This is a genomic window from Luteimonas sp. 8-5 (genome assembly GCF_029763755.1).
In the GTDB taxonomy this organism is placed as follows: domain Bacteria; phylum Pseudomonadota; class Gammaproteobacteria; order Xanthomonadales; family Xanthomonadaceae; genus Cognatiluteimonas.
On the sequence record NZ_JARUVM010000091.1, the window covers coordinates 1 to 18,570 of the forward strand.

Annotated in this window: 18 protein-coding genes and 1 pseudogene; 3 read left to right on the plus strand and 16 right to left on the minus strand. The window is 68.1% G+C overall.

Going from position 1 to position 18,570, the window contains the following annotated elements; genetic code table 11:
• On the plus strand, nt 1–1,780 hold a 1,780-nt coding region (locus QAA18_RS09740), incomplete at its 5' end, for an OB-fold nucleic acid binding domain-containing protein (RefSeq protein ID WP_279412732.1).
• Here the strand turns inward: QAA18_RS09740 and QAA18_RS09745 are convergent.
• Nucleotides 1,773–2,126, minus strand: coding sequence for a hypothetical protein (locus QAA18_RS09745; protein ID WP_279412733.1), 354 nt, complete (start codon nt 2,124–2,126; stop codon nt 1,773–1,775). The genes QAA18_RS09740 and QAA18_RS09745 overlap by 8 nt on opposite strands.
• A gap of 107 nt (nt 2,127–2,233) precedes the next feature.
• A complete protein-coding gene (locus tag QAA18_RS09750) occupies nt 2,234–2,653 on the minus strand; it encodes a CBS domain-containing protein (RefSeq protein WP_279412734.1) in 420 nt (139 codons plus the stop codon).
• 162 nt (nt 2,654–2,815) lie between these two features.
• Here QAA18_RS09750 and QAA18_RS09755 point away from each other — a divergent pair, with 162 nt between their 5' ends.
• Nucleotides 2,816–4,972 (plus strand): M3 family metallopeptidase, encoded by a 2,157-nt coding sequence (locus QAA18_RS09755; RefSeq protein ID WP_279412735.1) that lies wholly within the window; start codon nt 2,816–2,818, stop codon nt 4,970–4,972.
• Nucleotides 4,973–5,146: 174 nt separating this feature from the next.
• Here the strand turns inward: QAA18_RS09755 and ligD are convergent, their stop codons facing one another.
• The 12 genes from ligD to QAA18_RS09815 all read right to left on the minus strand — a co-directional run bounded on the left by ligD (nt 5,147) and on the right by QAA18_RS09815 (nt 15,835).
• Nucleotides 5,147–7,600: a DNA ligase D gene (gene ligD / locus QAA18_RS09760; protein WP_279412736.1), complete on the minus strand. Its 2,454-nt coding sequence runs from the start codon at nt 7,598–7,600 to the stop codon at nt 5,147–5,149.
• A 9-nt stretch (nt 7,601–7,609) separates the two neighbouring features.
• A complete protein-coding gene (locus QAA18_RS09765) occupies nt 7,610–8,536 on the minus strand; it encodes a Ku protein (protein ID WP_279412737.1) in 927 nt (308 codons plus the stop codon).
• Between the two features lie 9 nt (nt 8,537–8,545).
• Nucleotides 8,546–8,812 (minus strand): hypothetical protein, encoded by a 267-nt coding sequence (locus QAA18_RS09770; protein WP_279412738.1) that lies wholly within the window; start codon nt 8,810–8,812, stop codon nt 8,546–8,548.
• 59 nt (nt 8,813–8,871) lie between these two features.
• Nucleotides 8,872–10,014: a cyclopropane fatty acyl phospholipid synthase gene (cfa, locus tag QAA18_RS09775; protein ID WP_279412739.1), complete on the minus strand. Its 1,143-nt coding sequence runs from the start codon at nt 10,012–10,014 to the stop codon at nt 8,872–8,874.
• Nucleotides 10,015–10,028: 14 nt separating this feature from the next.
• Nucleotides 10,029–10,796, minus strand: coding sequence for a DUF3298 and DUF4163 domain-containing protein (locus tag QAA18_RS09780; RefSeq protein WP_279412740.1), 768 nt, complete (start codon nt 10,794–10,796; stop codon nt 10,029–10,031).
• A gap of 112 nt (nt 10,797–10,908) precedes the next feature.
• Nucleotides 10,909–11,118 carry a cold-shock protein gene (locus tag QAA18_RS09785; protein ID WP_117203630.1) on the minus strand — a complete coding sequence of 70 codons (210 nt, stop codon included), beginning with the start codon at nt 11,116–11,118 and terminating at the stop codon, nt 10,909–10,911.
• A 249-nt stretch (nt 11,119–11,367) separates the two neighbouring features.
• Complete coding sequence (locus QAA18_RS09790; protein WP_279412741.1) at nt 11,368–12,084, minus strand: pseudouridine synthase; 717 nt, start codon at nt 12,082–12,084, stop codon at nt 11,368–11,370.
• 30 nt (nt 12,085–12,114) lie between these two features.
• Nucleotides 12,115–12,402 carry a GNAT family N-acetyltransferase gene (locus QAA18_RS09795; protein ID WP_279412742.1) on the minus strand — a complete coding sequence of 96 codons (288 nt, stop codon included), beginning with the start codon at nt 12,400–12,402 and terminating at the stop codon, nt 12,115–12,117.
• A gap of 14 nt (nt 12,403–12,416) precedes the next feature.
• Nucleotides 12,417–12,848, minus strand: a complete 432-nt coding sequence (locus QAA18_RS09800; RefSeq protein WP_279412743.1) for a hypothetical protein — start codon at nt 12,846–12,848, stop codon at nt 12,417–12,419.
• Nucleotides 12,849–12,938: 90 nt separating this feature from the next.
• Complete coding sequence (locus QAA18_RS09805; RefSeq protein WP_279412744.1) at nt 12,939–13,553, minus strand: rhomboid family intramembrane serine protease; 615 nt, start codon at nt 13,551–13,553, stop codon at nt 12,939–12,941.
• A 21-nt stretch (nt 13,554–13,574) separates the two neighbouring features.
• Nucleotides 13,575–15,206 (minus strand): oligopeptide:H+ symporter, encoded by a 1,632-nt coding sequence (locus tag QAA18_RS09810; RefSeq protein ID WP_279412745.1) that lies wholly within the window; start codon nt 15,204–15,206, stop codon nt 13,575–13,577.
• Nucleotides 15,203–15,835: a glutathione S-transferase family protein gene (locus QAA18_RS09815; protein WP_279412746.1), complete on the minus strand. Its 633-nt coding sequence runs from the start codon at nt 15,833–15,835 to the stop codon at nt 15,203–15,205. The genes QAA18_RS09810 and QAA18_RS09815 overlap by 4 nt, the downstream gene beginning before the upstream one ends.
• 96 nt (nt 15,836–15,931) lie before the next feature.
• Between QAA18_RS09815 and QAA18_RS09820 the strand changes: the two genes are divergently transcribed.
• Complete coding sequence (locus QAA18_RS09820; protein ID WP_343226752.1) at nt 15,932–17,677, plus strand: M14 family metallopeptidase; 1,746 nt, start codon at nt 15,932–15,934, stop codon at nt 17,675–17,677.
• Nucleotide 17,678: 1 nt separating this feature from the next.
• Here the strand turns inward: QAA18_RS09820 and QAA18_RS09825 are convergent, their stop codons facing one another.
• Entirely contained in the window at nt 17,679–18,275 is a 597-nt protein-coding gene (locus tag QAA18_RS09825; RefSeq protein WP_279412747.1) for a YdeI/OmpD-associated family protein, read from the minus strand.
• A pseudogene (locus QAA18_RS09830) lies at nt 18,272–18,570 on the minus strand (ABC transporter ATP-binding protein); the annotation flags it as partial. The gene QAA18_RS09825 and the pseudogene QAA18_RS09830, both read right to left, overlap by 4 nt.

Below are 18,570 nucleotides of genomic sequence, written 5' to 3' on the forward strand. Positions count from 1 at the left end.
CCTGGCGCGCACGGTCGGCCACTGGAGCGGCGAGCCGCCCGAGGGCGAGCGCCTGCGCGAACAGGGGTTCGATCCCGACAGCCGCGCCATGCGCCAGCTCGTCGCTTTGTCCGGCGAACTGCTGGGCAAGCCACGGCACCTGTCGCAGCACGTCGGCGGCTTCGTCGTGTCCGAGCATCCGCTGCACACCCTGGTGCCGGTGGAGAACGCGGCCATGGCCGACCGCACCATCATCCAGTGGGACAAGGACGACCTGGAAACGATGAAGCTGCTCAAGGTCGACGTGCTCGCGCTGGGCATGCTGACCTGCATCCGCAAGGCGCTGGACCTGGTGCGCGCGCGCGGCCGCGACCTGAGCCTGGCCACGATCCCGGCCGAGGATCCGGACACCTACGCGATGATCCGCCGCGGCGACGTCATCGGCGTGTTCCAGGTCGAATCGCGCGCGCAGATGGCGATGCTGCCGCGGCTGAAACCGGAAACCTTCTACGACCTGGTGGTCGAGGTCGCGATCGTGCGCCCCGGCCCGATCCAGGGCGGCATGGTCCATCCCTACCTGCGCCGCCGGCAGGGCCTGGAGCCGGTCGATTACCCGTCGGAGAAGTTGCGCAACGTGTTGCAGCGCACGCTCGGCGTGCCGCTGTTCCAGGAACAGGTGATGCGCATCGCCATGGAGGCCGCCGGCTACACCCCGGGCGAGGCCGACCAGCTGCGCCGCGACATGGCCGCGTGGAAACGCCACGGCGGGCTGGAGAAGCACCGGCACCGCCTGCTCGACGGCATGGCCGGCAACGGTTACACGGTCGAGTTCGCCGAACGCATCTTCGAGCAGATCAAGGGCTTCGGCGACTACGGCTTCCCCGAATCGCACGCCGCCAGTTTCGCCCTGCTCACCTATGCCAGTTCATGGATCAAGTGCCACGAACCGGCCGCATTTTCCTGCGCCCTGCTCAACTCGCTGCCGATGGGCTTCTACCTGCCGCCGCAGCTGGTTGCCGACGCACGCCGGCACGGCATCGAGGTGCGCCCGGTGGACGTGCGCCACAGCCACTGGGATTGCACGCTGGAAGGCGACGCATTGCGCCTGGGCATGCGCATGGTCAACGGCCTGCGCGAGGACGCGGCCGCGCGCATCGTCGCCGCGCGCGCGCAGGCGCCGCTGCGCGATCTGGACGATCTTCTGCATCGTGCCGCCCTGGACCGCGGCAGCCTGGACCGGCTTGCCGAGGCGGCTGCATTGCGCGGCCTGGCTGGCCATCGCCATCGCGCCCGCTGGCTCAGCGCCGGTACCGAAAAACAGTTGCCGCTGTTCGCAGGCCATGCCGGTGCGGCGGAAGACCGCATCGCGATCCCGCCGCCAAGCGCCTTCGAGGACACGCGCGCCGACTACGCCAGTACCGGCCTGACCCTGGGCGCGCATCCATTGGCGCTGGTGCGGCGGCAATTGCGCGCACGGCGCTGGCGCCATGCACGCGAACTCGAAGCGCTGGACAACGGCAGCCACGCCCGCCATGCCGGCCTGGTGATCCTGCGCCAGCGCCCGCAGACGGCCAGCGGCGTGACCTTCATGACCCTGGAGGACGAGACCGGCATGGTCAACGTGGTGGTCTGGCGCGACCTGGCCGAACGCCAGCGCAAGGTGTTCCTGGAGTCGCGGCTGCTGGCGGTCGAAGGTCGCCTGGAAGCCGTCGACGGCAGCCGCCACCTGATCGCGTCCCGCTTCGAGGACCTGACGCCGCTGCTGGCCGGCGTCGACACCCGCTCGCGCGATTTCAGGTAGCGTCGCGCAACCAGAGCAGTGCGGACGCCTCGTCCGCGAACACGCGCGCATCCAGCCCGACTTCGCGCGCATGGATCTCGCAGTATTCCAGTTCGTCGGTGCCCTGCGGCTTGACGTGCGCGATGCGCACCCGCTCCAGGCCTTGACCACGGGTGGCCTGCACCAGCGATTCCCATTCGGCGGCGGTGAGGTCGCGGCCACGCAGTTCGTCCAGCAACAACACCGACCTCGGCGCGAGGGTGCGCACCTGCTCGATGACCTGCTGCCAGCACGCGACGGTGGCGGCAAACGAACTCGTGCCTTCGGCCCAGACGCGCAGGCATGCGCCCACGAGCTGGAATCGCATGCGGCAATCGGCTCCCTCGGTCAACGGCGCGGCAAGCATCTCGAACATCCCCTGCGTGGTCCCCACCACGGGCCGATTATGCCTGCCGCGCGGCGGCTGGCAACAGATCAGGAGGGCTTCGATACCTCGCGCACCACTTCCGCGGTCTTCGACGGGTCGCCATTCAGGGCGATATCGGCCTGGGCGACCACGCCGCACAGGCGTCCGTCCATGTCCACCACGGGCAGGCGCCGCACCTGCCCCGATTCCATCGCGGCGCAGCAGTCGGCCAGGCTGGTATCGACCGGGACGCTGCGCACCGGCGAGGTCATGTAGTCGCCGGCGGTGGCGCGGGTGGTGTCCTTGCCGCCGGCCACCGCGCGGATGGCGATGTCGCGATCGGTCAGCACGCCCAGCGGTTTGCCCTGTTCATCGACTACCGGAATCATTCCGCAGTCGTTGTCGGACATCATCATCGCCACCTCGCGCAGCGGCGTGTCGCGTCCGCAGCAGGCCGGGTTGGCGGTCATCAGGGTATCGAGCTCCATGGGGGGCCTCCGGGCGTTCGTGGGAACGGTTACGGTGCCGCAGCCGCGGTTTCCGGGGCGTGAATCCGTCGCGCGGCGGCTTGCGCCCTGTCTTTCGTCACGGGCGCCGGCACCCGCGGGCGCGCTAGGCTGGCGCCATCACGATCCGACGGGGACAATCCCATGAAGCACCCACTTGCCATGGCGCTGGCGCTCGCGCTTGCCGCCACCTCCCTCCACGCCCAGGCACAGGACGCAACCCCCGTGGCGGCAACCGCCGAACAATCCAATCCCTTCTTCGCCGAAAGTCCGCTGCCGCTGCACTATCCGCAGTTCGACCGGATCAAGGACACCGACTTCGCTCCCGCCTTCGACCGCGGCATGGCCGAGCAGCTGGCCGAGATCGCCGCCATCGCGGACAACCCGGCACCGCCGACCTTCGACAACACCATTGTGGCGATGGAGAAGTCCGGCCAGGTCCTCAACCGCGCCGCCAGCGTGTTCTTCAACCTGGTCGGTGCCGACACCAACGACGCCCGCGAGAAGCTGCGCGCCGAGTACGCGTCGAAATTCTCCGCGCACAGCGACGCGATCCACCTCAACGCCAGGCTGTTCGCGCGGATCAAGGCCCTGCACGACGGACTGGCCGGCTCGGGCCTGGACGCGCAGGACACCCGGCTGGTGGAGAAGTACTACGAGGACTTCGTCCGCGCCGGCGCCAACCTCTCCGACGCCGACAAGGCGCGACTGAAGGAAATGAATGCCGAGCTGGCCAAGCTCGCCACCACCTTCAGCCAGAACGTGCTGGCCGAGGTCAACGATTCGGCCGTCGTGGTCGACAGCCGCGCCGAACTGGCAGGGATGTCCGACGCGGCCATCGCCGCGGCCGCGGCAGCGGCGAAGGAACGCGGCCTGGACGGCAAGTACGTGATCGCGTTGCAGAACACCACCGGCCAGCCGCCGGAAACCGACCTGCAGGACCGTGCGCTGCGCCAGCGCATCCACGAAGCCTCGGTCGCGCGCGGCAGCCGCGGCAACCAGTGGGACAACACCGCGCTGGTCTCGCGGATCATGAAGCTGCGCCTGGAGCGCGCGAACATGCTGGGCTACCCGGACTACGCCTCGTTCGTGCTCGCCGACGAGACCGCCGGTACGCCCAAGGCGGTCAACGACATGCTCGCACGCCTGGCCCCGCCGGCCGTGGCCAACGCCAGGCGCGAAGCCGCCGACCTGCAGGCCATGATCGACAAGGAACAGGCCGACAAGGGCCAGCCTTCGTTCGAACTGCAGCCCTGGGACTGGGCCTACTACACCGACAAGGTGCGCCAGGCCAAGTACTCCTTCGACGAATCCCAGCTCAAGCCCTACCTGGAACTCGATCGCGTGCTCGTCGACGGCGTGTTCTACGCCGCCGGCCAGCTCTACGGCCTGACGTTCAAGGAGCGCACCGACCTGCCCGTCTACCACGAGGACGTGCGCGTCTTCGACGTGTTCGACAAGGACGGCAAGCAGCTGGCGATCTTCCTGGCCGACATGTACGCCCGTCCGTCCAAGCGCGGCGGCGCGTGGATGAACAGCTACGTCGACCAGTCCGCCCTGACCGGCTACCTGCCGGTGGTCGCCAACCACCTCAACATCCCGAAGCCGCCCGAAGGCGAGCCGACCCTGCTGACCTGGGACGAGGTGACCACCGCGTTCCACGAGTTCGGGCACGCGCTGCACGGCATGTTCTCCGACGTGAAGTACCCGTACTTCAGCGGCACCAGCGTGCCGCGCGACTTCGTCGAGTACCCGTCGCAGGTCAACGAGATGTGGTCCGACTGGCCGAGCGTGCTGGCCAACTACGCGAAGCACTACCAGTCGGGCGAGCCGATGCCCAAGGAACTGCTGGACAAGGTGCTGGCGAGCTCGAAGTTCAACCAGGGCTTCGCTACCACCGAGTACCTGGGCGCGGCCCTGCTCGACCAGCGCTGGCACCAGGTCACCGACGTGTCGCAGATCCCGGATGCCGACGGCGTGATGGCGTTCGAAGCCGCTGCGCTGAAGCAGGACGGCGTGGACTACGCGCCGGTGCCGCCGCGTTACCGCACGCCGTACTTCAGCCACATCATGGGCGGCTACGCGGCGGGCTACTACGCCTACATCTGGTCCGAGGTCCTGGACGCGGACACGGTGAAGTGGTTCGAGGGGAACGGCGGCCTCACCCGCGGGAACGGCGACCGCTTCCGCGCGACGCTGCTCTCCCAGGGCGGCAGCAAGGACGCCCTGCAACTGTTCCGCGACTTCGCCGGCCGCGACCCGGACATCGAACCCCTGCTGGAGCGTCGCGGGTTGAAGTGACGTCTTTGACGCGGATCAACGCGGATTAGAAGCGCGGATCAACGCGGATAGAGCACAGGAGTGGTTTCAAGCGGCCCACACGGTCGCGGGAAACCACTCCTTTTCTTTTGCTTGATCCGCGTTGATCCGCTTTTTAATCCGCGTAAATCCGCGTCAAAAGAAACGATCAGGTCGCTAGAAATCCGGGAGGGTCTGGCGGAGGGCGGATTTCCAGCCTTCGGCTTGCCAAGGATCGGTGCGCTGGGCGGCGGCGCGGCGGAGGGCTTTTTCGAGGGGGTAGTCGTGGCCTGACCTGGTGCGGCCGAGTTCGCTCCACTTCAGTGGCACTGCGACGCCGGCGTGTTCGCGCGCGCGCAGCGACCAGCTGGCGACGCTGGTCGCGCCGCGGCCGTTGCGCAGCCAGTCGATGAAGATGACGCCCTTGCGCTTGGCCTTGGTCGCCGTGGCCACGTAGCGGTCGGGCGACTGCGCCTCCATCGCCCGCGCGAACGCTTCGCAGAAGCCCTTGGCCGTGGGCCAGTCGTGCTTCGGTGCGATCGGTACCACCACGTGCAAGCCCTTGCCGCCGGACAGGCGCAGGAAGCTCTTGAGTCCGACTTCCTCCAGGCGGGCGCGGATCTCGCGCGCGGCGGCCTTGATCGCGTTCCAGTCCACGCCTTCGCCGGGGTCCAGGTCGAACACCAGGCGATCGGGGTGCTCGACGTCCTCGGTCCTGGCGCCCCAAGGGTGGAACTCGAGCACGTTCATTTGCACCAGGTCGAGCACGCCTTCGATGCCGTCGACGTAGACGTAGTCGTCGCGGCCGCCGCCTTTCTCGCGGATCGGCACGGCGCGCACGTTGTCGCCCAGGCTGGCGGCGTGGTGCTTCTGGAAGAAGCATTGCCCGGCGATGCCGTCGGGGCAGCGCACCAGCGACAACGGCCGCTCGCGCAGTTCCGGCAGCAGCAGCGGCGCGACCGCGGCGTAATAGTCGGCCACCTGCTGCTTGGTGATCTTCAGCCCCGGGTACACCACCCTGTCGGGGCTGCTGATCCGCGGCACGTCGTCGGAGCGCGTCTTGCCCGTCTTGCGGGCGCCGGCCTTCTTCGCCTTGCCCTTGCCATTGCCCTTGCCCACTTCATCCACCGTCTTGTCCTCGCGCAATCCCTTGAAGCTGGCCTGGCGCAGCAGGCCTTCCTTGCCCCAGCCGCGGTACTCCAGCTCCGCCACCAGCTTCGGTTCGATCCAGGTGACATCGCGCGGGCGCAGCGGGATGTGCGCCGGCAGCGCCACGGTGGGCTGCTTGCGCGCCAAGGGCTGCATCCGCGCCTTGAGCTTGCGCAACTGGTCGTCGTCGAAGCCGGTGCCGACGCGTCCCACGTAGCGCAGCGCGCCGTCCTCGCGCGTGGCCATCAGCAACGAACCGAAGCCGGTGCGCGAACGCTTGGGCGCGGCGTAGCCGACGATGACGAACTCGTCGCCCTCGGCGTGCTTGGTCTTGACCCAGCTGGTCGAACGGCCGGCCACGTAGCGTGCACCGAGCTGCTTGCTGACGATGCCTTCCATGCCCTGGCGCTTGCTCGCGGCGAATACCTGGGCGCCATGGCCGACGATGTGCTGGCTCAATGCCAGCACCGGATCGGCGCCGTCCAGCAGGTCGGCCAGCAATGCCTTGCGATCCTCCAGCCGGGTGGCGGCGAGGTCGGAGCCGGCCAGCGATGGCAGGTCGAACAGCAGGTAGCGCAGCGGCGCCTTCGCGGTGCCGGAGATCACCTTCTGCAGCAGCCCGAAGTCGTCGTTGCCCTTGGGCGTGAGCGCGACCAGCTCGCCGTCGAAGCTGGCGTCGTCCAGGCGCATGGCCTCGAACGCCTTGACGATTTCCGGATAGTCGGGCGTCCAGTCCAGGCCGTTGCGCGAGCGCAGCTTGACCTGGCCGCCGCTGATCTCGACCAGCAGGCGGTAGCCGTCCCACTTGAGTTCGTGCAGCCAGTCGTCGCCCGCAGGCGGAGTCTCGCGCAACGTCGCCAGCTGCGGCGCCGGCGGCTTCCAGTTGCGTGGCTTGGGCCTGGCGCCCGGCAGGGCCGCGGCTCGCGTCTTCCAGTCCACGCGGCGGCGGCGCGCGGGGGCAGCGCCCTCCACCAGGTCGTCGGCCTCCAGGTCGGCGGCCCAGGCATCGTCGCGCTTGAGCAGCAGCCATTGCGGCTTGCCGCTGCGCACCTGGGCGGTGCGCACCAGCTTCCAGGCACCCTGCAGCTTCTCGCCGTGCAGTTCGAAATCGATCTTGCCGGCTGCCAGCGCTTCCAGCGGATCGCCCTCGGCATTCCAGACGCCGCGGTCGAAGATGTCGACGTGGCCGGCGCCGTAGTTCCCCTTCGGAATATCGCCTTCGAAGTTGGCGTAGCCGATGGGATGGTCCTCGACCTCGACCGCGAGACGCTTCTCGCCTGCACGCAAGGACGGCCCCTTGGGCACGGCCCAGCTCTTGAGGCTGCCGTCCATCTCCAGGCGGAAGTCGTAGTGGCGCGCCCGCGCATGGTGCAGCTGGATGACGAAGATCGGCCGCCGGCCGCGCTTGCCCGGCGGCGCGACGTCGCCGGGTTCCGGAGTTTCGCCGAATCGGCGCTTGCGGGCGTACTCGCGCAGGCTCACCGCGCGCGATCAGGCGCGCTTGCGCGCGGCCGCCTTCTTCGTTGCCTTCTTCGCCGGCGACTTCTTCGCCGCTGCCTTCTTCGTCGCCTTCCTGGCAGCCTTCTTCGCCGGAGCGGCCTTCTTCGCCGGAGTGCGCTTGTTGCGGTCGATGCTCCGCTGCAGCAGCGACATGAAGTCGACCACGTTGGTCGCAGCGCCTTCGGCCACTTCCGCCTCGGCCTCGGGGGCATGCCTGACCACGCCGTCGGCCTTCATCCTGTCGTTGATCACCTTGTGCAGGCGTTCGCGGAATTCGTCGCGGTACTCGGCCGGATCCCAGTCGCCGGACATGGTGTCGATCAGCTGCTCGGAGAACGCCAACTCCTTGGCGGTGATGCGGTAGTCGCCGCGATCGCCTTCCGGGATGTTGTATTCCTCCAGTTCCACCAGCTCCTGCGGGTAGCGCATCATCAGCAACAGCAGCGCCTTCCCGTAGGGCATCACTGCGCACAGGTGCTCGCGGGTGCGGATCACCACCCGGGCGATGCCGATGCGCCCGGTCTTCTCCAGCGCGTCGCGCAGCAGCACGTAGCCCTTCTCGGCCTTCTTGGCCGGCACCAGCACATAGGGCTTCTCGAAGTACCGGGGATCGATGGAGCCGGCCTCGACGAAGGCCTCGACCTCGATCGCGTCATGGCTTTCCGGCGCGGCGGAGGCGATGTCCTCCTGCTCGAGCACCACATAACTGCCCTTGTCGTACTCGTAGGCCTTGACGATGTCCTTCCACGGCACTTCCTCGCCGGTCTCGGCGTTGACGCGCTCGTAGCGGACGCGCGCATTGTTGCGCGCATCGAGCATGCGGAAGGAAATGTCGGTCTTGCGCTCGCCGGTCATCAGCGAGACGGGGATGTTGAGCAACCCGAAGGACAGCGTGCCGGACCAGACGGGGCGGGCCATGGCGCGGCCTCAATCCACGAGGGGCGTGTCGTCGCGCAGGCGGTCGGGCTGGCACAGCTGCGCCACCTGCCAACCGGTATGGGCGTCGCGGCGAACCTGCGCCCAGGACAGCGACGACCCGCCGCGCACCTCGCCCCATTCATCGGCCATGCGCTGCTCCACGTCGTCCCAGCTGGAACCGGGATAGAGCACGTTGGCTTCCTCGCCGAAGATGCGCGCACGCGCGCGGCCCTCGTCTTGCAGGATGGCGCGGGGTTGTTGAAGTCGGACGATCATCGGGCGGCTCCGTTGCAGGCCGCCATTACCGCAGCCCTGCCGTAGCCGTCGCGTGAACGCTAGCGGGGGGCGATGTAACCCCCAGGGGCACCGTGCGGGGAAAGCACGAGTTGCCAGAGCTGGATACGCCGGGCGCGGAACGCGGCCATGGACGCGGCCAGGTAGAACCGCCACATGCGCCGGAAGCGCTCGTCGTAGCGTGGCGGCAGCGTGTCCCATGCGGCTTCGATGTTGGCCCGCCACGCCTGCAGGGTCCGGTCGTAGTCGGTGCCGAAGTTGTGCCAGTCCTCGGTCACGAACAGGCCTTCGCTGGCCGTGGCGATCTGCGCCGCCGAGGGCAGCATCGAGTTGGGGAAGATGTGGCGCGCGATCCACGGATCGGTATGGCGCACGGAGACGTTGCTGCCGATGCAATGCAGCAGGAACAGGCCGCCGCCGGTGGCCTCGTCGTCGCGCAGGCAGCGGCGGGCCACTTCCATGTAGGCGCGGTAGTTCTTCACCCCCACGTGCTCGAACATGCCGATCGAGAAGATGCGGTCGAAGCGGCTGTCCTCGCTGGCGCCATCCAGATCGTGGTAGTCCTGCAGGCGAATTTCGACGGGCAGCCCGGTGCACAGCCGGCGCGCGTACTCGGCCTGTTCGCGCGAGATGGTGACGCCCACGCCAGACACGCCATACCGCTCGGCGGCGAACTTAAGCGCCTCGCCCCATCCGCAACCGATGTCGAGCACACGCATCCCCGGGCGCAGGCCGAGCTTGCGGCAGACGAGGTCGAGCTTGGCCTCCTGCGCCGCGTCCAGGTCGTCCGCGTCGCGCCAGTAGCCGCAGCTGTAGACCAGGCGCTTGCCGAGCATGGCCTCGAACAGGTCGTTGCCGAGATCGTAGTGCTGTTCGCCGACGGCCAGCGCGCGGCGGCCGGCCTGCAGGTTGAGCAGCCACGAGCGCACGTCGTCCAGGCGTGAGCGCAGCCCGTGCACGCGCTGGTCGACGTCATGGCGCATCAGCCGGTACAGCATCCCGTCCAGGGAGCGCACCGACCACCAGCCGTCCATGTACGAATCGCCCAGGCCCAGCGAGCCCTCGCGCAGGACCCGGCCGTAGAAGCGATCGTCGTGGATCGCCGGATCGGTCTCCGCCGGGCCGCCGGCATGGATGCCGGCTGCTTCCAGCAAGGCTGTCACGCGCTGTCGCAATGGATGCATCCGGCCCTCCTCGCCTACCGGAAAAGATCCCGGTACTCGCCCGCGACCAGTGGCGACAGGATCGCCGATGGCACCTCGACGACCTGCACGCCGGCCGAGTACGGACCAACCTGGTAGGGCGGGAACACGAAGCGTAGCGCGACGATCCTTCCTTCGGCGTCGAGTACCGGCTCGAACTGGTCGAAGTTGGACGCCGTGGGCGCCGTGCCCTGGTCGATCAGCGTGCGGGTGCTGCCCATCCGGTCCGCACGCTGGTACAGCTGCTCGCGTACGTAGGCGGACACCGTTTCCCAACCCTGCGGATCGGCCAGCAGCGCGTCGGCGGCGAGGCGTTCGTTGCGCGCCGGCAGCCAGACGAAGCGCGCGACCAGCGGATTGCCGTGCGCGCCGCCGGTATAGCTGCTGCCGTTGGCGGCAATGGCAACGATGTCGGCCGTGGCCACGACTTCGGAGAACGCCAGCGCCAGGTCGTAGGGACCGTCGGGACGGGCGTCGCCCAGCCCCTGCAAGGCCGCGTCCAGTTCGGCGCGCGCGGCGTCGGCATAGGCCTTGAGCAACGCCGCCAGGCCCGGGTAGCTTTTCGCGATCGGCGAATAGCTGATGCCCACGATGTAGCGCGGATCGCGCTCGATCACGTCCTCCAGCACCACCGGCGGCGGTGCCGGCTCCGCCTGCGCGGCGGCCTGCGTGTCAGCGTCGCCGGTGGCCGGCACGGCCTGGCGCTCGCACGCCGCCGTGAACAGCACCAGCAGCAGCAACCACCACATCCTGTATTGCGGCATCTCGGGGCCCCTTGCCCTCGCCCAGTCCGCGTTCATGTTGCGGGGACCGGCGTGATGCCAAAGAAAAAGCCCGCCGAAGCGGGCTTTTCCATCGATCGATTGATCGAACGCCTTACAGCGCCTGGACCTCATCGGCCTGCAGGCCCTTCTGGCCCTGCACGACCTTGAACGAGACCTTCTGGCCTTCCTGCAGCGACTTGAAGCCGGTGCCCTGGATGGAACGGAAGTGCACGAACAGGTCCGCGCCGCTCTCGGGGGTGATGAAGCCGAAGCCCTTGGCGTCGTTGAACCACTTGACGGTTCCGGTCTGACGATCCGACATGTCTAACTCCTTGAAACGATTTTGTTGATTTGGCACGGAACGCGACACGCGGACCGAGACTGTCGAGCAAGGGGTATAGACGCGACGATGTAGCGGATCGTTTGGATCAACCGCATCGGGCCACGATGTACCGTGATCCCGCTTTGAACAGTGGGCGCACCTTAACCTACTTTCGGGCAAAAGTGTGAATGCGGACCATCCGGCTACCGGGGGCCATCGCCAGGCCCCCTGCCAGCCGGGGCGCCGGTCTCACCATTCGCTGCGCTGCGGCAAAAGTCCGCGCAGCTCGACCTCGGTCAGGTTCCGCCACTGCCCCGGCTTCAGGTGCCCGAGCTTGACGTTGCCGATCCGGACCCGGACCAGCTGTTTGACCCGGTGCCCGAAATGGGCCGCCATCAGCCGGATCTGCCGGTTGAGGCCCTGCACCAGCACGATGCGGAAACCGAACCGGCCCAGCTTGCCCGTACGGCACGGGAGGGTCGGCTGCCCGTGCACCGGGACGCCGCCGCGGGCCATGCCGCGCAGGAACTCGTCGGTGACCTGGTGGTTGACCGCGACCAGGTATTCCTTCTCCAGCGTGTTCTCGGCGCGCAGGATCTCGTTGACGATGTCGCCGTTGCTGGTGAGCAGGATCAGGCCTTCCGAATCCTTGTCCAGGCGCCCGATCGGGAAGATCCGTTGCTGGTGGCCGACGAAGTCCACGATGTTGCCCTTGACCGCCGATTCGGTGGTACAGGTGATCCCGACCGGCTTGTTGAGCGCGATGTAGACGTGCCTGCGCTGGCCCCTGGCCGCCTTGCGCGCGGCCAGCTTCTGGCCGTCGACGCGGACATCGGCGCCCTCGCCCACCTCGGCGCCGATGCGGGCGCGCTGGCCGTCCACGGTCACCCGCCCTTCGGCGATCAGGCGGTCGGCTTCGCGGCGCGAGCAGAAGCCGCTGTCGCTGAGGTGCTTGTTGAGGCGCATGTGCGGGCGGCCTGGGGAAGGCCGGGCATTCTACGCGCGCAGGTCGCCGTATTCCGGATGCTTGTCCATCCACGACGCGGCATAGGGGCAGTCGGGCCGGACCTTCAGGCCATCGGCCCGCGCCTGGTCCAGCGCCGCCCGCACCAGGCTGCCGGCGATGCCCCGCCCGCCCAGGGGCTTGGGCACGATGGTGTGGTGGATGGTCATCACCCCGCCGGCCACGCTGTAGTCCAGGTGGGCCAGCTCGCCTTCCAGCCGGACCACCCAGCGATTGCGATCGGGCTCGTGGGTGGGCGTGGCTTGGGTCGAATCCGACATCGCTGGCTCCAGGGTCAGCGCTGGTCGCGCTTGCCCTGATTATGCCGGTCCACCGTGCTGGCCGAGCCATGGATGGCGTCGAGGCGGGCTTCGCCCTCATGCAGTTCGCCGGCCTTGAGCCGGGCCTGCTCGGACTGGAAGCCCGGCTGCGGGCTGCCATGGGGCACGTCGAGCGCCTGCCAGGGTGGAGCTTCGCGCGCCTGTTCCTGCTTCTGCTTCAGCAGCTTGCGGGTGTTGGCCAGGGCCTTCTTCGCGGTGATGCGCCGCGGCGCGGCCTTCTTCGCGACCTTCTTCTTCGCGGTGATGCGCCGCGGCGCGGCCTTCTTCGCGACCTTCTTCGTCGCGACTTTCTTCTTCGCGGCCTTTTTCGTCGCAACCTTCTTCTTCGCGACCTTCTTAGTCGCCTTCCTGGTTGCCTTCTTCGGTGCGCTTCGACCCGTTGGCATGCGGACGCTGGCCATGTTGCCTCCCTCGCGCGGTACTACCGCAGATGGGCAACGGGTATCACGCGCGACATCCACGCCGGGTGAGTGCGGCTAGAAAAAGTCCGGATTCAGCAGGCGGGACAGGAACGCCGGCCCGAGGCGCGGTTCCATCATCAGGGCAAACAGCACGCCGTAGCCGGCACCCCACAGGTGGGCGCTGTGGTTGATGTTGTCCTGCCCGTGGCGGTCCATCCAGATCGAATAGCCCACGTACAGCACGGCATACACGATCGCCGGCACCGGGATGAAGAACACCAGGATCAGCGACCAGGGCTGCACCAGGATGAAGGTGAACAGCACCGCCGACACCGCCCCGGAGGCGCCCAGGCTGCGATAGCGGCCGTCCTTGCGGTGCTTGAGATAGGTGGGGAGGATCGCCACCACCAGCGCCGACAGGTAGAACAGGACGAAGCCGACCTGCCCGATGTAGGGCACGAACCAGCGCTCCACCGCCCCGCCGAAGAAGTACAGCGTGATCATGTTGAACAGCAGGTGCTGGAAATCGGCGTGGATGAAGCCGTGGGTGACCAGCCTGTCGTACTGGTGGTTGCGGGCGATCGCCGGCGGCCACAGGATCAGCCGGTCGAGCAGGCGCGGATTGTTGAACGCCATCCACGACACCAGCACGGTGACGGCGACGATCGCGATGGTCAGCGAGAATCCCATGTTGCCCCTTTCGTGCCCGGCTCAAATGGCCGGGCGGTAGTTGTCCTGCATCGGATAGCTGCGTGCGTACAGCGCGAACACCGCCGCGGCGGCGAAGGCGAACGCGGCGAAGAAGAACATCAGGAACGCGTTCTCGCTCCAGCCCGTGGACGCGATGCGCGTGGTCACCGCGTCGTTGCGCACCGCCACGTTGGTCAGCAACACCCAGAGGCTGCCGAACGTGCTGGCCAGGTACCAGAAGGCCATGATTACGCCCTTCATCGAGCCCTTCGCCTGGCTGTAGGCGAACTCGAGCGCGGTCGCCGACACCAGGACTTCGCCGAAGGTCAGCAAGGTATAGGGCACCGCCTGCCATGCCAGCGATGTCGCGGTGCCGCTGTCGATCTGCAACTGGATCAGGCCGGCCACGATCCAGGCGATGCCGGAGAAGGCGATACCCCAGCCCATCCGCCGCAACGCGGTCGGGTCGTATCCCAGCCGGCGCAACGCCGGGTACAGCACGATGTTGTTGAACGGGATCAGCAGCATCACCAGCAGCGGGTTCAGGGCCTGCATCTGCGCCGCTTCCCGCACCAGCCAGCTCGGCCACCACCAGCTGTCGTGCGGCACCGCCATGTCGCGGCCCTGGATCACCCAGGTGCTGGCCTTCTGGTCGAACAGCGACCAGAACGGCGTGGTCAGCGCGAACACGATGATGATTCGCAGCACGGCGCGCACGCTGTCGACCGCGGCATCGTCGTGGCGACCGCGGGCGCGCTCGAGCTGCAAGGAGACGCCGATGCCGCCGAAGGCGATGAGCGCACCCAGCGCCAGGCAGGCGGTGATCACGAAATGGAAGTCGTCCGGCCAGAACGCCAGCGCCACGCCGAACCAGGCATGCAGGGCCCAGCAAACCAGCATCGCCACCGCGAGCACGGCGCCCAGGACGGCCACCACCAGTCCGTTGCGCCCCTGGCCCGGCGCATGCGTGAACAGCGCGGTGCGCGCGACGTTGTAGAACGAATCCGGATCCTCGCCCCGGGTCGGAGGTACCCGCACGTACTTCCTGCGGCCGAGCCAGAAGATGAAGGTGGCGATGAACATCAGCGCGCCCGGGATGCCGAAAGCGATCGACGGTCCGAGCTCGCGCAGGAACAGCGGCATCAGCAGCGAGGCGAAGAAGCTGCCGAAGTTGATGGTCCAGTAGAAGAAGTCGAACACCACCTTGGCCAGCGACTTGTTGGCCTGGGTGAACTGGTCGCCGACGAAGGATACGACCAATGGCTTGATGCCGCCCGAACCCAGCGCGATCAGGAACAGGCCGGTGTAGAAGCCCTGGCGGTTGTCCTCGAACAGGGCCAGGCAGGCGTGGCCGGCGCAGTAGATGAGCGAAAACCACAGCACCGTGTCGTACTTGCCGAAGAACCGGTCCGACAGCCACCCGCCCAGCAGAGGGAAGAAGTAAACGCCGATGACGAAGCTGTGGAAGATGTCCTTGGCGGCGCCCTCGCGATCTCCCTCGGGGATATAGGCCAGGATCACGCTGCTGATCAGGAACTGCACCAGGATGTTGCGCATCCCGTAGAAGCTGAAGCGCTCGCAGGCCTCGTTGCCGATGATGTAGGGGATCTGCCGCGGCAGGCGCGGACGGGGCATTGCCGTGGTCGTGTTCATGCCCATTCCTCCAGGCCTTCGGCGGCGTACATGGCGGCGAACGAAGGCCGCGCCTTCATCCGCTGCGCGAGGGCAGCCAGGTGCGGCCATTCGGTGGCCGGCCGCGGCATGTTGCGCGACCAGCGCATCAGCATCACCAGGTAGAAGTCGGCCACGCAGGGCTCGGTGCCGAGCAGGCAGGGGCCGTTGCCGGCCAGGTGCGCGTCGATCCGTTCCCACGCCGCCTCGATCCGCGGCCGGACGTGCTCGCGCGCGGTGTCGCTGTTGCCTGCGCCGGCCACTTCATGCGGATACCACCAGATCCGGAACAGCGACTGCACCGACTGCGCCAGGTGGAACATCCATTGCAGGCAGTCGCGGCGCGCCGGGTCGCCGTGCGCCGGCACCAGCCGCGCCTGCGGATGCTGCTCGGCCAGGTGCAGGGCGATAGCGGCTGCCTCGGTCATCGGGCGGCCGTCCAGCACGAGGGTCGGGACCACGCCGGCGGGGTTGAGCGCCAGGTACTCCGCGGATTTCTGCTGGCGCTGGTCGAAGTCCAGCTCCCGCAGTTCGTGGTCGATGCCCAGGTCGATGAGCAGCCAGTGGACGAGCATGCTGGCGGCGCCGGGCGAGTAGTAGAGGATGGTCATGGGGCGAAACGTTATCATCGAATTCGCCCTTCCCGACCGGACCCGCCCATGCTTCGCATCGCCCTGCCCTGCGCGCTCGCCTGCCTGTTCGCCGGAATGCTGCCCGCGCCGCCCGCGCTGGCGCAGGCCGCGGAATCGCGACCGGACCTCACCACCGTGGCCGAGCGTTCCGGTTTCGTCCGCACCGGCCGCTACGAGGAAGTGATCGCCCTGTGCGATGCCTTCGCCCGCGCTTGGCCCGAGGCCGTGCGCTGCGAGACCTTCGGCACCTCGCCGGAAGGCCGCCCGATGAAGCTGCTGGTGGTCACGCGCAGCGGCGCGTTCACCCCGGAAGCCGCGGCGGCGAAGAACCTGCCGGTGATGCTGGCCCAGGGCGGCATCCATTCGGGCGAGATCGACGGCAAGGACGCCGGCTTCCTGCTGTTGCGCGAAATGCTCGAGGGCCGTGCCGCGCCGGGGGCCCTGGACAAGCTGGTGTTCCTGTTCGTGCCGGTGTTCAACGTCGACGGCCACGAAAACTTCCGTGCATGGAACCGCCCCAACCAGCGCGGTCCCGAGGAGATGGGCTTCCGCACCACGGCCCAGCGCTACAACCTCAATCGCGACTACGTGAAGTCCGACAGCGCCGAGATGCGCGCCATGCTCGGCCTGGTCCAGGCCTGGGATCCGCTGGTGACGCTGGACCTGCACGTCACCGACGGCGCCAAGTTCCAGCACGACATCTCGATTACCGGCGAGCCGGTGAACTCGGGCGATCCGAACCTGCGCGTGGCCGGCCGCGCCCTGCGCGACGGCATCGCCGAACGGCTCACCGCGCAGGGCTCGCTGCCCGTGACTTTCTATCCGAGCTTCGTGGAGGACGACAACCCGGCCTCGGGCTTCGTCGACGGCGTCAACACGCCGCGCTTCTCTCACGGCTATTTCCCGCTGCGCAACCGCATCGGCATCCTGGTCGAGACCCATTCCTGGCGCACTTACCCCGAGCGCGTGCGCTCCACCCACGACACCGTGCTCGATGCGATCGAGCTGACCGTTGCCAATGCAGCGCAGTGGCAGGCGGCCGCGGATGCGGCCGACCGCGACGCGGTTGCGCTAGGCGGCAAGCCGGTGGCGCTGTCGTACAAGGCTACCGACAAGGTGCGCACCATCGACTTCCTCGGCTACGCCTACACGCGCACGCCGTCGGACGTGTCCGGTGCACTGATGACCCATTACGACGAGGGCAAGCCCGAGGTCTGGAAGCTGCCGCTGCGCGACGAGATCGTGCCGGACGTGGAGATCGTGGCGCCGCGCGCGGGCTACCTGGTGCCCGCCGCCTATGCCCGGCGCGTGTCGCGCTGGCTCGATACCCATGGCATCCGTTACCAGCCGGTCGACCAGCCGCTGCAGGTGGCCGCGCAGGTCTTCCGCGCCGACAAGGTCGAGTTCGGCAAGGCCTCGATGGAAGGCCACCAGCGCCTGACGGTCGACGGCGAGTGGGTGGACACGAAGGCGTCGTTGCAGGCCGGGGCGTTGTTCGTGCCCGTTGCGCAGCCACTGGCCCGCCTGCTCGTGCACATCCTGGAGCCGCAGGCGCCGGACTCGATGGCAGCCTGGGGCGAGTTCAACAACGCCTTCGAGCGCAAGGAGTACATGGAGGCCTACGTGGCCGAGGAAGAGGCGCGCAAGATGATGGCGGCCGATCCGAAGCTGGAGGCCGAATTCGAGGCGAAGCTGCGCCAGGATCCGGAGTTCGCGGCCAGTCCGTACGCACGCCTCAACTTCTTCTACCAGCGCCACGAGGCCTGGGACCGCGGCTACAACGTCTATCCGATCCTGCGGCTGGATACGCCCCCGCGCTGAGCTACATGTACTTCCAGTTGCGGTGCTTGCCCTCGGCGATCCACTCGATCGCCTGGGCAAGCCGGCGCTGGCGGGTCTCGTCGCGCCTGGCTTCGGTGATCCAGTCGATGTATTCGCGGCGGTGGCTCGGCGGGAAGGCGTCCCAATGCTTCGCCGCGCCCTTGCTGCGCTTGAGCGCGGCTGCCAGGTCGGTGGGCACTTCGGGCAGCGACCTGGGCTTGCCGGTCTTGCGCGCCGCCGGAGCTTTCACCCCTTCCTCGTTGAGCCTGGCGGCCTTGCGCAGCAGCGCCAGCAGGGTCTTCTTCGGCGGCAGGTCCCTGACCGAGACCAGCTTGCCGCAGTTGCCCATGCCGTCCGCGGAGGGCTCGTCGAACAACAGCGCGCCTTTCCAGAAGTTCAGCGCCGCGTGTTGCTTGAACGCGGCCATGATGCAGACGATGCCGCCAGCGTGCATGAAGGTGGGCGCGCCCCACTTGATCGTTTCCCCGACGTCGGGAATCGCCTCGTGGACCATGGCCCGGATGTGCTCGAGGATCGGCTGCGCGAACGGCGCAGCCTTGGCGATGTAGGCGTCGATGCGGGGATCGTGCTCGCTCATGATTCCTCCAGCGCTTCCCAGCGAGCATAGGCCGAATCCAGCTCGGCCTGCACGGCCGCCAGCTCGGCGCCGTGGGCCGCGATGGCGGCGCCGTCGCGCTGGTAGAACGCCGGGTCGTGCATGGCCTCGGTGAGTTCGGCCACCCTGGCCTCGAGTTGCTCGATGCGCGCGGGGAGTTGCTCCAGTTCGCGCTGGTCCTTGTAGCTGAGCTTGCGCCGGGCCGGCGCCTGCGTGGGTGCCGCGGGGGGCGCCTGCACGTCGCGCGCGGTCCGCGCCTCGACGGCCGGGGCGGCTG

What these genes read in the sequence shown, in the direction of transcription:
- QAA18_RS09745 (WP_279412733.1), bottom strand. Translation starts at nt 2,126, where the DNA reads ATGCGATTCCAGCTCGTGGGCGCATGCCTGCGCGTCTGGGCCGAAGGC.
- QAA18_RS09750 (WP_279412734.1), bottom strand. Translation starts at nt 2,653, where the DNA reads ATGGAGCTCGATACCCTGATGACCGCCAACCCGGCCTGCTGCGGACGC.
- QAA18_RS09755 (WP_279412735.1), top strand. Translation starts at nt 2,816, where the DNA reads ATGAAGCACCCACTTGCCATGGCGCTGGCGCTCGCGCTTGCCGCCACC.
- QAA18_RS09765 (WP_279412737.1), bottom strand. Translation starts at nt 8,536, where the DNA reads ATGGCCCGCCCCGTCTGGTCCGGCACGCTGTCCTTCGGGTTGCTCAAC.
- QAA18_RS09770 (WP_279412738.1), bottom strand. Translation starts at nt 8,812, where the DNA reads ATGATCGTCCGACTTCAACAACCCCGCGCCATCCTGCAAGACGAGGGC.
- cfa (WP_279412739.1), bottom strand. Translation starts at nt 10,014, where the DNA reads ATGCATCCATTGCGACAGCGCGTGACAGCCTTGCTGGAAGCAGCCGGC.
- QAA18_RS09780 (WP_279412740.1), bottom strand. Translation starts at nt 10,796, where the DNA reads ATGCCGCAATACAGGATGTGGTGGTTGCTGCTGCTGGTGCTGTTCACG.
- QAA18_RS09785 (WP_117203630.1), bottom strand. Translation starts at nt 11,118, where the DNA reads ATGTCGGATCGTCAGACCGGAACCGTCAAGTGGTTCAACGACGCCAAG.
- QAA18_RS09790 (WP_279412741.1), bottom strand. Translation starts at nt 12,084, where the DNA reads ATGCGCCTCAACAAGCACCTCAGCGACAGCGGCTTCTGCTCGCGCCGC.
- QAA18_RS09795 (WP_279412742.1), bottom strand. Translation starts at nt 12,402, where the DNA reads ATGTCGGATTCGACCCAAGCCACGCCCACCCACGAGCCCGATCGCAAT.
- QAA18_RS09800 (WP_279412743.1), bottom strand. Translation starts at nt 12,848, where the DNA reads ATGCCAACGGGTCGAAGCGCACCGAAGAAGGCAACCAGGAAGGCGACT.
- QAA18_RS09805 (WP_279412744.1), bottom strand. Translation starts at nt 13,553, where the DNA reads ATGGGATTCTCGCTGACCATCGCGATCGTCGCCGTCACCGTGCTGGTG.
- QAA18_RS09810 (WP_279412745.1), bottom strand. Translation starts at nt 15,206, where the DNA reads ATGAACACGACCACGGCAATGCCCCGTCCGCGCCTGCCGCGGCAGATC.
- QAA18_RS09815 (WP_279412746.1), bottom strand. Translation starts at nt 15,835, where the DNA reads ATGACCATCCTCTACTACTCGCCCGGCGCCGCCAGCATGCTCGTCCAC.
- QAA18_RS09820 (WP_343226752.1), top strand. Translation starts at nt 15,932, where the DNA reads ATGCTGCCCGCGCCGCCCGCGCTGGCGCAGGCCGCGGAATCGCGACCG.
- QAA18_RS09825 (WP_279412747.1), bottom strand. Translation starts at nt 18,275, where the DNA reads ATGAGCGAGCACGATCCCCGCATCGACGCCTACATCGCCAAGGCTGCG.